The sequence below is a fragment of the Streptomyces sp. NPDC002838 genome (genome assembly GCF_040295365.1).
In the GTDB taxonomy this organism is placed as follows: domain Bacteria; phylum Actinomycetota; class Actinomycetes; order Streptomycetales; family Streptomycetaceae; genus Streptomyces.
The window spans coordinates 100,324-113,304 of record NZ_JBEOVF010000035.1 but is presented as its reverse complement, the minus strand read 5'-3'; the positions used below and the strand labels follow the sequence as shown (position 1 = coordinate 113,304).

Genomic DNA, 12,981 nt, shown 5'->3' with positions numbered 1-12,981 from the left:
GAGACCTACCACGTACCCGCGTCCAACACCGCGGCCGGAATGGTGCTGTTCGAAAACCTGAACCGGTGAAACGCCGTCAGCCCAGCCCGGCCAACACCCGGGCCGCGGGAGCGACATGGCTCTCGATCCACCGGGCGGGAACGCCGTCCGGCGGCGCGACGATAGCCTCGTCGATGCCCGGCCCGGCGAACGGCTGTCCGCGCGCCCCGCCGCTTCGAGCATGCGTTCCCGGTTGCGTCGCGCGTCGGCACGCAGTCCGCGTGTGGTGGCGGTCACAGCTCTCCTTCCTTCTGGATTCAAATCGGTCGAACAGGGCGCCGCGACCTCCGTCCTGCTGGCCGCCTCACCCTTGCTCGACGGCATCAGTGGCCGGTACTTCGAGGACTGCACCGAGGCCCCACCGCACCAGCCGGGCACCAACACGGGGGGCGCGCCGCACGCCGTGGACCCGGAGGCGGCCGAGCGACTCTGGCAGGTCTCCGAGCAGCTCCTGGACTGACGCCGTGCCGCTCGCCGCCCACGGCTGAGCCCGCGCACACCCGTAGCGGCCCCTTCCCCCCAGGGCGATCCGCGAGCAAGTACTTGAAACTTCAGTTGAAAATCTAAAACACTTAGGGAGACACCATGGCAGGCAGCATCCGCAGGCACTGGAAGCGCTGGCTCATCGCCGGTGTGGCCACCACCGCCGTGCTGTGCACGGCGGGCCCCTACATCTACATCAACTACGTCCAGGACAAGCCACCGGCCGCCCTCTCGCTCGACAACCCGCCAGGCTCGGACTCCTCCGGCAGTTCCTCAGGTTCCGGGGAGCAGGCCGGGCAGGAGGGTGTCGAGGGCGCCTGGCGGGTGGGCAGCGGTTCGCAGGCCGGTTACCGCGTCGACGAGGTCCTCTTCGGCCAGAACGTCACGGCGGTGGGCCGCACCGAGCAGGTCACCGGAGAGCTGGAGATCGAGGGCAACCGGGCCGTCAGCGGATCGTTCACCGTCGACCTGGCCTCGGTGAAGAGCGACTCCGACCAGCGTGACGGCCAGTTCCGCGGCCGGGTCATGAACACCGAGCAGTACCCGGAGGCCACCTTCGAGCTCACCGAGCCCGTCGACTTCGGCTCGGCGCCGGAGGTGGGCAAGCAGGTCAGCGCCGAGGCCACGGGCGAGCTGACCGTCCACGGCGAGACCAACTCCGTCTCCTTCGAGCTCGACGCCCAGCGCACCGCCGACGGCTTCCGGGTCAACGGCTCCATTCCGGTCACCTTCGCCGACTACGGCATCGAGGCACCGAACTTCGGCGGGATCGCGGTGGAGGACGAGGGAGACATCGAGTTCCTCCTCGCCTTCGACCGCGCCTGAGCCCGCCACGGGGCCACAGGGGGCCACCACGGGCCCCTCACTCTCGCCCGATCTCCCACCAGACACCCGCCGACGCGATTCACCGCCGTCCGCACAGCATTGGAGACCCCCATGTACAGCACCACCCGGTCGAACAGCACCAGCCGGCTGCCCCGTAAGGCCATAGCCACCCTCCTGGCCGCGGCGACCGTAGGAGCCGTCGCCGGCTTCGCACCCGCCGCCACCGCCTCCGCCTCCGCGCCGTCCCACAGCGGCCTGAGCCTCGGCCTCGACGCCCCGTACACGAGCACCGCCACGCAGGAGCGCAACAAGCGCGTCGCCGTCCACGTCCTCAAGCGGCTCTTCGAGCACGGCGACCTCTCCGTTGCCGACCGCTACATCCGCGAGGACTACATCCAGCACAACCCCTTCGCCACCGACGGCCGGCAGGCGATCAAGGACTTCGTCCGCGACTGGACCGCGCGCTACCCGGACATGCAGTACAACGTCAAGCGCGTCCTCGCCCAGGGCGACATGGTCCTGGTGCACGCCAACACGATCCCCGAACCCGGCACTCGTGGACGGGCCACGATCGACATGTTCCGCTTCGACAAGAAAAGCGGCATGATCGCCGAGCACTGGGACGTGGAACAGGAGGTGCCGGCCACCACCGCCAGCGGTAACGACATGTTCTCCACGATCAGCCACCCGCGCACGAACCAGCCCGGCCCCCGCTGGCAGACGCCTCTCACCCAGAAGGTGGCGATCGAGTACTTCGACATGCTCACCAAGGACAAGAACCCCGACGCGGTCAAGTACATCGCCTCGGAATACCACCAGCACAGCCCGGTCATCCCCGACGGCTCGGCCGGCCTGCGTGAGCAGTTCGCCGACTTCTTCCGGCAGTTCCCGAACATGGTCGTGGAACGCCATCGCGTCATCACCGATGGCGACCTCGTGGCCGTCCACGCCCACTGGCGCCTCAACCCCGGGGACCGCGGCCAGGCCATCGTGGACATCTACCGCGTCAAGAAGCAGAAGGACGGGACGCTGAAGATCGTGGAGCACTGGGACGCCCTGCAGGACGTGCCGGAGACCTCCGCCAACGACAACACTATGTTCTGACCCCCTCCCCGGCCCTCGTGGCCCCTCCCCGATGGCCCGTTGCCGACCGGCAACGGGCCAAAAATTCCTGATGAGCGGACAGCAGTACGCAGCACCGAACCCCCACCCCAGCCCCGGTTCAGTCACCCTAGGGCTTGATTAACTAGTCAACCATGCATGATCCCTGGCATGAAACAGGCGCCGCGGGATCCGCAGCGCCATCGACGTAGCCGTCACAGCATCAAGTCCCCATCTGGCTCAAGTGCCGCCTAGAATGCTGTGCCACTGGCACAGCACGTCCACCGACGAGCCAACGGACCATGCACGAGGCACGCACGAGGAGACCGGGCACCATGGCCCTCGACGAGCTCGACACGCGCATCCTGCGGCTGCTGCTGGAGCAGCCCCGCACGAGCGTGCGCGAGTACGCCCGCATCCTCGGGGTCGCGCGCGGCACGCTCCAGGCCCGGCTCGACCGCCTGGAGCGGGACGGGGTGATCACCGGCACGGGGCCGTCCCTGTCCCCCACCGCCCTCGGCCACCCGGTGCTCGCCTTCGTGCACATCGAGGTCACCCAGGGGCATCTGGACGACGTGGGCGACGCGCTGGCCGCCGTACCGGAGATCGTCGAGGCCTTCTCGATCACGGGCGGCGGGGATCTGCTGACGCGGGTGGTGGCGCGGGACAACGCGCATCTGGAGGACGTGATCCAGAAGCTGATCAGCCTGCCGGGCGTGGTCCGCACCCGCACCGAGGTGGCCCTGCGCGAGCGCGTCCCGCACCGGTTGCTGCCGCTGGTGGAGTCCATGGGGCGAGCTGCTCGGAAATGACCTTTGACATCCTGGGATCATGAGCAATCCCGGCGACACCGCAGTCATCTTCGATCTCGACGGAACGCTCGTGGACAGCGAGCCGAACTACTACGAAGCAGGGCGGCTGACCCTCGCCGAGCACGGCGTCCCGGACTTCAGCTGGGCGGACCACGAGCGGTACGTCGGCATCGGCACGCAGGACACGGTCGCGGACTGGAAGGAGCGGTACGGGCTGCGCGCCCCCGTGGAGGAGATCCTGGCCGCCAAGAACCGCCGCTATCTGGAACTGGCCCGCGCCTCCACGCGCGCGTACCCCGAGATGCGGAAGTTCGTGGAGTTGCTGGCGGGCGAGGGGGTCCCGATGGCCGTGGCCTCGGGTTCGTCACCCGAGGCCATCGAAGCGATCCTGGCGGGTACGGGCCTCGGCACCCATCTGCGGACCGTCGTGTCGGCCGACGAGGTCGCCCAGGGCAAGCCCGCTCCCGACGTGTTCCTGGAGGCGGCCCGTCGGCTCGGCGCGGCCCCGGCCCACTGCGTGGTCCTGGAGGACGCGGCTCCCGGCGCCACCGCCGCGCACGCGGCCGGTATGCGCTGCGTCGCGCTCCCGTACGTCGCCGCACAGGCCGACGCCCCGGAGTTCGCCACCGCCGATCTGCTCCTGCCCGGCGGCCAGGCCGAGTTCACGGCGCGAGCCGCGTACGACTGGCTGATGAGCTCGACTCCGGCTTCTTGATCCGAACTCACCATCCCCAACCCGTTGACGCTCCCCCGCCCCCTCCCTATCGTCTGGTCGATTACCCGCACACCGTTCGTAATATCGAACAGTCGATCATCCGTGGACTCTTGGAGGAGCACACATGGCACCGCCCCTCTCCAGACGGCACCTTCTCCAGGCCGCGGCACTCGCCGCGGCGACGCCGGCGATCTCCTTCGCGGCGACCGGCCGGGCCGTCGCCGCTGCTCCGGAGGCACCATCCGTGTGGACCGTGAAGCCGTTCGGCCTCGAGGACGTGAGGCTCGGTCAGGGCGTCTTCGCCGACAAGCGGCAGCTGATGCTGGACCATGCCCGGGGCTACGACGTGAACCGGCTGCTCCAGGTCTTCCGCGCCAACGCCGGTCTCTCCACGCGCGGTGCGGTCGCCCCCGGCGGCTGGGAGGGGCTGGACGGGGAGGCCAACGGCAACCTTCGGGGCCACTACACCGGCCACTTCATGACCATGCTGTCCCAGGCGTACGCCGGTACCGGCGAGCAGGTCTTCGTCGACAAGATCCGGACCATGGTCGAGGCACTGACCGAGGTCCGCGAGGCGCTGCGCCACGATCCGGCCGTTTTGAACACTGCGGGGAAGTTCGGGACTGCGGCGGAGAACGTCCGCGGCTCCTACCAGTACGTGGACCTCCCGGACCAAGTCCTCGGCGGCTCGTCGGCCATCACCCTGTCCGCCTGGGTGAAGCCCACGCACGACGCCAACTGGACCCGGATATTCGACTTCGGCAACAACACCACGCGCTATCTGTACCTGACCGCCCGCAACGCGAACGGTGTGCCGCGCTTCGCCATCACGACGAGCGGACCCGGCGGCGAACAGGGCCTCAACGGCACCGCCGCGCTGCCGCTGAACCAGTGGAGCCACCTGGCGGTGACGATCGCGGGCGGCACCGGCACCCTGTACGTCAACGGCACCGCCGTCGCGCGGAACACGTCGATGTCCCTCACCCCGGCGGCCCTCGGCACACTCGCCAACAACTGGCTCGGCCGCTCGAACTTCTCCACCGACCCCGTCTTCCCGGGCGCCTTCGACGAGTTCAACGTCTGGTCGCGCGCCCTGACCGCCGCCGAGATCACCCAGCTCCAGACCTCCCGGGCCGCCGACGCCTCCGCGGGCCGCGGCGACCTCGCGTCGTACGCCTTCGACGAGACCACCGGCGGAACCTTCGCGGACGCCTCCGGGCGCGGCCTGACCGCCACCCTGCGCCGCACCTGGGGCGCGCCCAGCCACCCCGGGTTCCTGGCGGCGTACCCGGAGACGCAGTTCATCGACCTGGAGTCGAGGACCAGCCCCGACTACACCAAGGTGTGGGCGCCCTACTACACCGCGCACAAGATCCTCCGGGGCCTGCTGGACGCCCACGCCGCCACCGACGACGACCGGGCGCTGGATCTCGCGTCCGGCATGTGCGACTGGATGTACTCCCGGCTGTCCAAGCTGCCCGACGCCACCCTCCAGCGGATGTGGGGCATCTTCTCCAGCGGCGAGTTCGGCGGCATCGTCGAGGCGATCGTCGACCTGCACACGATCACCGGCAAGGCCGAACACCTCGCGCTGGCCAAGCTGTTCGACCTCGACAAGCTCATCGACGCCTGCGCTGCGGACACCGACATCCTCGACGGCCTGCACGCCAATCAGCACATCCCGATCTTCACCGGCTATGTCCGGCTGTACGACGCGACGGGCGAGGAGCGCTACCTGACCGCCGCGAAGAACTTCTGGGACATGGTCGTACCGCACCGCATGTACGGCATCGGCGGCACCAGCACCGCCGAGTTCTGGAAGGCCCGGGACGTCATCGCGGGCACGATCAGCGCGACCAGCGCCGAGACCTGCTGCGCGTACAACATGCTCAAGCTCAGCCGGACGCTGTTCTTCCACGACCAGTCCCCGAAGTACATGGACTACTACGAGCGGGCCCTCTACAACCAGGTGCTCGGCTCCAAGCAGGACAAGCCGGACGCGGAGAAGCCGCTCGTCACGTACTTCATCGGCCTGACGCCCGGTCATGTGCGGGACTACACGCCCAAGCAGGGCACGACCTGCTGCGAGGGCACCGGCATGGAGAGCGCCACGAAGTACCAGGACTCGGTGTACTTCAAGAAGGCCGACGGCAGCGCCCTCTACGTCAACCTCTTCAGCCCCTCCAAGCTGGCCTGGGCGGAGAAGGGCGTCACGGTCACCCAAACCACCAGCTACCCGAAGGAGCAGGGGACCACGCTGACCATCGGGGGCGGCAGTGCCGCCTTCGAGCTGCGGTTGCGGGTCCCGTCCTGGGCGACCGCCGGTTTCCGGGTGACGGTAAACGGCCGCGCGGTGCAGGGCACTCCGAAGCCGGGGAGCTACTTCGGCGTGTCCCGGACCTGGCGCAACGGCGACACCGTCCGTGTGACCGTGCCCTTCCGGATGCGCGTGGAGAAGGCCCTCGACGACCCGTCGCTGCAGACCCTCTTCTACGGCCCGGTCAACCTGGTCGGCCGCGACTCCGCGACCGACTACCTGAAGTTCGGCCTGTACCGCAACGCCGGTCTCTCCGGCGACCTGCTGCCCTCACTCACCCCGGTGAGCGGCAAGCCGCTCCACTTCACCCTCGACGGCACGGAGTTCGCCCCGTTCTCCGAGGGGACGGAGGACCCGACCCACGCCTACTTCCGGCGCTCCGAACCGCGTGTCGTCTTCGGCGGCACCGACTCCGGCGTGGCCAACCCGGCGAAGGCCGACGGCACGACCCTGCTGGACGAGATCTGGGCCGCGGCCCCGTTCAGCGGCAAGGGCGCGCTGGTCTCCCGGGTGCGGTCCACGGTGGACGCGTGGGTGTCCGCCGGGCTGCTCAGCCGGGCGGACGGCGACAAGGTGGTGAGTACGGCGCGGAAGGCGTCCCTCGCGTCCTGACGGATCAGCGTCCTGACGGAGCGGACGTTCGGGAACCCGGTGCCGTGCGGCGCCGGGTTCAACGCGAAGAACGCCCTCACGAAGCGGCGCCGAGAAGTCGTTCCAGCAGGTGTGACGACGTGATCACGCCGAGCAGCCGGTCCCCGGCCTTGTCCTTCTCCACGACCGCCACCAAGGGGCTGTGCACCTGGGCCATCCGGGCCGCGACCTCCGGCGCCGTGTCGCCGGGCGCGGCGATCGCGGGTGTCGGTCCGGTCGTCGAGAGGCAGTCGCGGACCTTGCGCCCCGCCAGTGTCTCGCACAGCCGGTCGGCGTGGCGTTCGTCGACCACGGCAGCGAGCGTCGGGGCCTCGACGACGTACCCCGGCACCAGCACCTTGATCATCTGGGAGGCGGGCAGGATCGCTCTGGGCGTGCCGCGTGCGTCCACGACCAGCAGGGCTCACAGCCGGTGCTCGGCCATCAGCCGTGCGGCGTCCAGGGCGCCGCTGTCGAGGCCGACCGTCTCGTAGTCCACCGCCAGGTCACGCGCCCGCACACTCGGCTCCCGTCTCGCTCCCGGCGTATCGCCGGCCGCCGAATCTGCGGCCGTACGTCCCTACCGGTCGGCCGCACGAGCACGACGCAGCCGGGCGGGGCGAACGACGTGGCCGCGCCCGGCGAGAGGCAGCTTGAGGCCCTACGACTTGCGACGGGGCTTGCCGCGCCGCGCGCCCTTGGAACCGCCGGAACCGCCGGAACCGCCCCGCGCCCCGGATGCGCCCCGGGCGCCCTTTCCGGACGACCTGCTCGCCGCCGGCTTGCGTCCGCCGCTCTTCTCGGGCCGCTTGCGTTCCGGCTCCGCCGTGGCCGGGGGCTTGGCGCGACCGCGTGTGCTGTTGACCGTCCGGCCGCGGACGATGCCGATGAAGTCCTCGACCAGATCGGTGGTCGCGTCCTCCGGCCAGGACAGCGCGACGCTCGACTGAGGAGCGTCCACGACGGGCCGGTAGGTGAGGTCCCGGCGGTGGTGCAGGCGGGCCAGGGACTGGGGGACCAGAAGGAGGCCGATGCCCGCGGCGACGAGTTCGACGGCGTCCGCCGTGGTGGCGGGGCGTTCGAAGGCGGGTTCTCCCGGTGGCCGCTCCCAGTCCAGGACGTCGTCGAGGGGGTGCAGCACGACCTCCTCGGCGAGGTCGGCGCACGACACCTCGTCCACCGCCGTGACGAGGTGGTCCTTGGGAACCACGACGACCGTCGTCTCGGTGTACAGGGGGATCGCGCTGAAGACCGTACGGTCGACCGGGAGCCGTACGAACGCCGCGTCGGCGTCGCCGGCGCGCAAGACGTCGGATGCCTCGGCGGCCGGCACCGTGATGAGCGCCAGGGGAACGTCGGGCAGGCGTTCGTTCCAGATCCGCACCCACTTGCCGGGGGTCACGCCGGGGACGTACGCGAGGCGGAAGGAAGAGGATGCTGCCGAGCCTGTCACCACGCCAGGCTACCCGCCGTGGTCGGAGGGGTCGTACGCGGTCGATAGTCTGGACGGTATGAAGTCGCACCAGACCACCCAGACGATGAAGCCCGCGACCGCGGCGAAGAAGCTGGGTGTGTACCTCCCGGCCACACCCGCAGAGTTCCAGGAGGGCGTCGTCACGCGCTCCGAGCTGAACGAGCTGCAGGCGAACCCGCCCGAGTGGCTGCGGGAACTGCGACGTGACGGCCCGCACCCGCGTCCGGTGGTCGCGGCGAAGCTCGGTGTCTCGATCGCCGGTCTGGCCCGCGGCGGGGTCACGGAGGCGCTGACCACCGAGCAGATCGAGGCGCTCAAGGAGGAGCGGCCCGAGTGGCTGGAGAAGGAGCGCGCCACCCAGGCCGAGGTCCGCAAGGAGGCGGCGCGGATCAAGGAGAAGAACGCGGAACGGGCCGAGCGTTCCTGACCTCCCCGGGGCCGCGCACTCGAAAACTCGTGTGCGTCGGCGCCCGCCGCCCTGGGATCATTCCGGGATGGTCCACCCTCTGGAACCGCTGGTCATCCGGCACACCCATCGCCTCCCCTCCCCCGCGGGACCCGCCGGGGAGGGCGCCGTCGCCGCGCGGCAGTTCGACGCCGCGCTGATGTCCGTGGGATTCAAGCTCTCGGCGGAGCTGCTGAGGCATCTGTCGGGGCTGTCCGAGGGCACGGTCGTCGACACCGCCGCACGGACACTGCGTACCGTGCGCGAGATGGCCGGCGACCACGTCGGGCACAACGTCTACTTCGTCGACTTCCCGGCCAACGTGCCGGACACGTTCGACTTCTGGATGCGCTGCATCGCGGAGGCGCTCGACGACAGCAGAACCCGCGCCGGCACGCTCGACCAGCTGCGCAGCGGCGTGGTGAACCTGCTGACGCTGCCGTCCTACGGCCGCTACCGGCACACGTACGCCGAGATGCTCGCCGCCCACGACGAGTTGATCGCGGCGGCGGGCGACCGGATGACGGTCCTGCACCTCGGTGGCGCGCCGGAGGACGAGGTCACCGCCCTGTACCTGGCCCTGGCCGGCAGTGCGACACCGCTGGGCGAGGAGGGCCTCGACGACCTGAAGGTGCTCGCCGAGCACCGCGTCGACGGGCCGCAGCCGGAGGCGATCCCGGTCCGGGAGAACCGCGCGGTCGTCAACCAGGCCCGGCTGAAGGCGGGCGCGGACCTTCTGCTGGACACCGTGACCGACGTGCTCCGCCTGGCGTGCGCGCTGTCGGACGGTGACGTGACCCTCCAGGAGCCGACGCGGTTTCGGGGGCTGTCCCGGCCGTGGCGCCGCGCGCTGATGGCGGGGCTCGACGCGGTGGTCGCGGCGGCTCCCGCCAAGCTCGCCGACGTCCACGCGCACCGCGAGGACTTCAAGCGCCTCGGCGAGCGTCTGCATCCGCACGAGTATCCGGACCGGCCGCACGCCGCCCAGGTGTTCGCCGTCGCGCGCGGCGAGCAGGAGGCGCGGTCCTTCGACAGCCGGGTCGAGGTACTGCTCCGGAAGAGCGACGTCACAGCGGCGACCGAGGTGCTCAAGGCCGCTCCCGGCAAGCTGTTCCGCTCCCTGGACCGGCTGCTGCGCACGGCCCGCACCGAGGCGGAGCGCGACACCGTCGTGGCCGCCGCCCAGCAGGTCGCCCCCGCGGTCTCCGGGCGGGTCGTGCTGTCGGTGCGCGAGCACCTCCACAACCGCGCCGAGGAGTCCGACGCACGCCGTGTCTTCGTCAATCGCCTCGGCCGCGCCTGGGTGGACCACGACGACCGCGCGCCCGTGCCGCCGCCGCAGCGGGAGCGTCTGGTCGCCGCGCTGGACGCCGAGATACGCCGCCGGCTCCCGGCCCCGGGCCGTCTGTTGGTCGATCCTGATGTCCTCGACGTGGCACTGCCGCTGAGCGGCAAGGCGACCGCGGCCGGCCTCGGTGTGCTGCCGCGCGGCTCGCTCTCGCCGGTCGACGGTGAGCTGCTGCGCTTCTTCGTGTACTGGAAGGAGACCGAGCGCACGACCGACTACGACCTCTCGGCGCTGATGCTGGGCGCCGACTACGCGACCGTCTCCTGGCTGTCGTACACCAACCTCACCGCCGTCGACGGCGAGCACTCCGGCGACATCGTCCAAGCACCCGACGGCGCCTCGGAGTTCATCAACCTGCGGCTCGGCGCCGTGCGGGGCACGTTCGTCGTGCCGCAGGTCAACATCTTCTCCGGGGAGGGCTTCGAGGAGGTCGAGGAGTCGTTCTTCGGCTTCATGTTGCGCGACGGCGAGCAGAAGGGCAGGCCCTTCGAGCCGCGCACGGTGCGCATGAAGTCGGAGCTGCGCGGCCCCGGCCGGGTGGCGCTGCCGCTGGCGTTCCTGCGCGGCGAGGACGGCCGGTGGCGCGCGAAGTGGCTGCACCTGTACCTCAAGGGCACACCGACGTCGAACCGGGTCGAGGGCAACCGGGTGTCGGTCGCCACTTTGCTGCGCGGCATCGTGGAGCGCGAGCAGTTGACGGTCCGGTACCTCACCGAGCTGATGGCTGGCGGTGGCGCCGAGGTGTGGGACAGCACCTCGACACCCGACGGTCCCGTCACGTACATCGGCCTGGAGCGGCCCGAGGGACTGCACCCGGACTCCCGGGTCATCACCCTCGAAAATCTGCGCGACTTGATCCCGGCCTGAGTGCTAGCGTTGGCCACGGCGAGGCCATGAAGGGGCTTCCTTCTCATCCCTTACTCCGAATTAGTCCCTTCGCTTTCCTCGCCCTCGACGTCACGCCGGAAGGCGTTCGTACGGCGGCCCGGCGCCCGGTGGATCAGCGCGCCAGGGCCGCTTCTGCTTGTCCGAGGGCCTGTTCGGCGTAGCCGCGGCCGAAGAGCACGGCGTGCACCAGAAGCGGGAAGAGCTGGTGCAGCCCGATGCGGTCCGTCCAGCCGTCGGCGAGCGGCGCCGCCTGCTGGTAGCCGTCCAGCACCTCGTCCAGGTGGGGGCAGCCGAAGAGGTGGAGCATCGCCAGGTCGGTCTCGCGGTGTCCGCCGTGTGCGGCCGGGTCGATCAGCCACGCCCGGCCGTCGGCGCCCCACAACACGTTGCCGTTCCACAGGTCGCCGTGCAGCCGGGCGGGCGGCTCGGCCGGGCCCGCCAGCTCGGGCAGCCTCTCGCAGACCCGCTCGATCACGGCCGCCTCGGCGGGCCGCACGGTGTCGTCGTCGACCGCGAGGCGCAGGTAGGGCAGCACGCGGTGCTCGGCGTACCAGGCGGGCCAGTCCGTGCCGTCGGCGTTCCGCATCGGGGCGCGGCCGATGTACGCGTCCCTCGGGCCGCCGGGCGGCGGGGCGCCGAACGCGGGCGCCCCGGCGGCGTGCAGGGCGGCGAGGTCCCGGCCGAGGCGGAGCGCCGCCGTATCCTTCGGCCGCCCCTGCGGGACCCGGTCGGTCACCAGGCGGTGCGGGTCATGGCCGTGGACGGCCGGGACAGGGACCGCCCCTGCGTCGGCCAGCCAGCGCAGGCCGGCCGCTTCCGCCTGTGCGGCGCCGGGGCCGTCGCCCCGCTTGACCATGACCACCTGCCCGCCGTCGAGGGTGACTTCGGTGAGCGTCGCGGACAGGGTGCGCTCCCCCGTCACCCGACGCCCGGTGAGGCGCGCGGCAGTGGCGCCGGATCCCTCGGCGTCCTGGGGCCTCATGCCGTACCGAACCATGCCTCGGCGGGCGCGGTCAGCGTCCCCTCGGCGGGCGCGTCCAGTTCCCGCAGATACCAGGGCGGGTTGCTGTACACGTGCGGCAGTGTGGACGCGAGCAGTTCGTCCGGCTCGAAGGCATGGCCGTACGCGGTAGTGAGGCGGGCCATGAGGTGCGGGTCGCCGCGCGTGACGAACAGGCCGACGCCGACGAAATCGTAGGCACGGTGGCCGATCATGGCCGGTTCGAAGTCGAGGAGACCGGTCAGCTGCCGGCTATCGGCATCGACGAGGAAGTGCTGGCGCATGACCTCGGTGTGCAGCAGGGCGGGCTGCGGGTCGTGCGGCAGGGCGACCGAGGTGAGGAAGTCGGGGATCTGGTCCAGCCAGGCGGACGGCAGCCCGTGTCCTCGCTGCTGCTCGACTGCGGCGGCACGGCGGTGGTCCAGGAACGCGCCCCAGTCGCCGGGCCCGAGGACGTCCGCGAGAGGGGCGGGGTCGAGGGCGTGGAGCACGGCGAGGGTCTCACCGACATCGGCGACGAGACGCTCATGGTCGGCCCGTGCCATGCGGTCCCAGGCGTGGGCGAGATTCTGGCCGGGGAGCCGGGACATCAGCACGTACTGCCAGCCGCTCTCGTACGGGCCGAAGTCGTGCGCCTTGGGCGTGGGGACGGGCAGCAGCCCGTGGAGGTGGGACAGCACACGGCCCTCGGCCACGCCGTCCTGGGCGGCGGCCGCGGGGAACAGCTTGAGGACCAGCTCGTCGCCCACCGCGTAGACCGGCTGCGACCCGTCCGGGAAGCGGCTCAGCGGTGCGCCGGCCAGTCCGAGCCGTGCGCAGAGGTCCTCCGCGCCGACCCGCATCACCGTCTTCTCCGGGACGACCGCGTCCCATTCCTCGTCCGTTTCCACCATGGGCAGCACGC

11 protein-coding genes and 1 pseudogene are annotated in these 12,981 nt (G+C 70.8%); 8 read left to right on the top strand and 4 right to left on the bottom strand.

Features of this window, described 5'->3' with window-relative positions; translation table 11 throughout:
• The first annotated feature begins 262 nt into the window (after positions 1-262).
• From ABT063_RS35045 to ABT063_RS35020, 6 genes are all read left to right on the top strand, one after another.
• Positions 263-499, top strand: a complete 237-nt coding sequence (locus ABT063_RS35045; protein ID WP_502990941.1) for a hypothetical protein — start codon at positions 263-265, stop codon at positions 497-499.
• A gap of 125 nt (positions 500-624) precedes the next feature.
• On the top strand, positions 625-1,347 hold the full coding sequence (locus ABT063_RS35040; RefSeq protein WP_351064105.1) for a YceI family protein: 723 nt from the start codon (positions 625-627) through the stop codon (positions 1,345-1,347).
• A gap of 111 nt (positions 1,348-1,458) precedes the next feature.
• The gene (locus ABT063_RS35035) at positions 1,459-2,451 is read left to right on the top strand and encodes a nuclear transport factor 2 family protein (RefSeq protein ID WP_351064104.1); all 993 of its coding nucleotides are present in this window, start codon (positions 1,459-1,461) and stop codon (positions 2,449-2,451) included.
• Positions 2,452-2,783: 332 nt separating this feature from the next.
• Positions 2,784-3,260, top strand: a complete 477-nt coding sequence (locus tag ABT063_RS35030) for an Lrp/AsnC family transcriptional regulator (RefSeq protein WP_351064102.1) — start codon at positions 2,784-2,786, stop codon at positions 3,258-3,260.
• Positions 3,261-3,279: 19 nt separating this feature from the next.
• On the top strand, positions 3,280-3,975 hold the full coding sequence (locus tag ABT063_RS35025; protein ID WP_351064100.1) for an HAD family hydrolase: 696 nt from the start codon (positions 3,280-3,282) through the stop codon (positions 3,973-3,975).
• A 124-nt stretch (positions 3,976-4,099) separates the two neighbouring features.
• Positions 4,100-6,904, top strand: a complete 2,805-nt coding sequence (locus tag ABT063_RS35020) for a beta-L-arabinofuranosidase domain-containing protein (protein WP_351064098.1) — start codon at positions 4,100-4,102, stop codon at positions 6,902-6,904.
• 76 nt (positions 6,905-6,980) lie between these two features.
• Here ABT063_RS35020 and ABT063_RS35015 read toward each other — a convergent pair.
• Together ABT063_RS35015 and ABT063_RS35010 are read right to left on the bottom strand one after the other, a co-directional pair.
• Positions 6,981-7,442: pseudogene (locus tag ABT063_RS35015) on the bottom strand (CBS domain-containing protein).
• Between the two features lie 141 nt (positions 7,443-7,583).
• Positions 7,584-8,375 (bottom strand): LysR family substrate-binding domain-containing protein, encoded by a 792-nt coding sequence (locus tag ABT063_RS35010; protein ID WP_351064096.1) that lies wholly within the window; start codon positions 8,373-8,375, stop codon positions 7,584-7,586.
• Positions 8,376-8,433: 58 nt separating this feature from the next.
• Here ABT063_RS35010 and ABT063_RS35005 point away from each other — a divergent pair, with 58 nt between their 5' ends.
• Complete coding sequence (locus tag ABT063_RS35005; RefSeq protein WP_351064094.1) at positions 8,434-8,823, top strand: DUF5997 family protein; 390 nt, start codon at positions 8,434-8,436, stop codon at positions 8,821-8,823.
• 67 nt (positions 8,824-8,890) lie between these two features.
• On the top strand, positions 8,891-11,056 hold the full coding sequence (locus tag ABT063_RS35000) for a TerD family protein (protein ID WP_351064092.1): 2,166 nt from the start codon (positions 8,891-8,893) through the stop codon (positions 11,054-11,056).
• Between the two features lie 133 nt (positions 11,057-11,189).
• Here the strand turns inward: ABT063_RS35000 and ABT063_RS34995 are convergent, their stop codons facing one another.
• Entirely contained in the window at positions 11,190-12,059 is an 870-nt protein-coding gene (locus ABT063_RS34995; RefSeq protein ID WP_351064090.1) for a fructosamine kinase family protein, read from the bottom strand.
• Complete coding sequence (locus tag ABT063_RS34990; RefSeq protein WP_351064088.1) at positions 12,056-12,979, bottom strand: phosphotransferase family protein; 924 nt, start codon at positions 12,977-12,979, stop codon at positions 12,056-12,058. The genes ABT063_RS34995 and ABT063_RS34990 overlap by 4 nt, the downstream gene beginning before the upstream one ends.
• Positions 12,980-12,981 lie beyond the last annotated feature (2 nt).

What these genes read in the sequence shown, in the direction of transcription:
- ABT063_RS34995 (WP_351064090.1), bottom strand. Translation starts at nt 12,059, where the DNA reads ATGAGGCCCCAGGACGCCGAGGGATCCGGCGCCACTGCCGCGCGCCTC.
- ABT063_RS35025 (WP_351064100.1), top strand. Translation starts at nt 3,280, where the DNA reads ATGAGCAATCCCGGCGACACCGCAGTCATCTTCGATCTCGACGGAACG.
- ABT063_RS35035 (WP_351064104.1), top strand. Translation starts at nt 1,459, where the DNA reads ATGTACAGCACCACCCGGTCGAACAGCACCAGCCGGCTGCCCCGTAAG.
- ABT063_RS35000 (WP_351064092.1), top strand. Translation starts at nt 8,891, where the DNA reads ATGGTCCACCCTCTGGAACCGCTGGTCATCCGGCACACCCATCGCCTC.
- ABT063_RS35005 (WP_351064094.1), top strand. Translation starts at nt 8,434, where the DNA reads ATGAAGTCGCACCAGACCACCCAGACGATGAAGCCCGCGACCGCGGCG.
- ABT063_RS35030 (WP_351064102.1), top strand. Translation starts at nt 2,784, where the DNA reads ATGGCCCTCGACGAGCTCGACACGCGCATCCTGCGGCTGCTGCTGGAG.
- ABT063_RS35040 (WP_351064105.1), top strand. Translation starts at nt 625, where the DNA reads ATGGCAGGCAGCATCCGCAGGCACTGGAAGCGCTGGCTCATCGCCGGT.
- ABT063_RS35020 (WP_351064098.1), top strand. Translation starts at nt 4,100, where the DNA reads ATGGCACCGCCCCTCTCCAGACGGCACCTTCTCCAGGCCGCGGCACTC.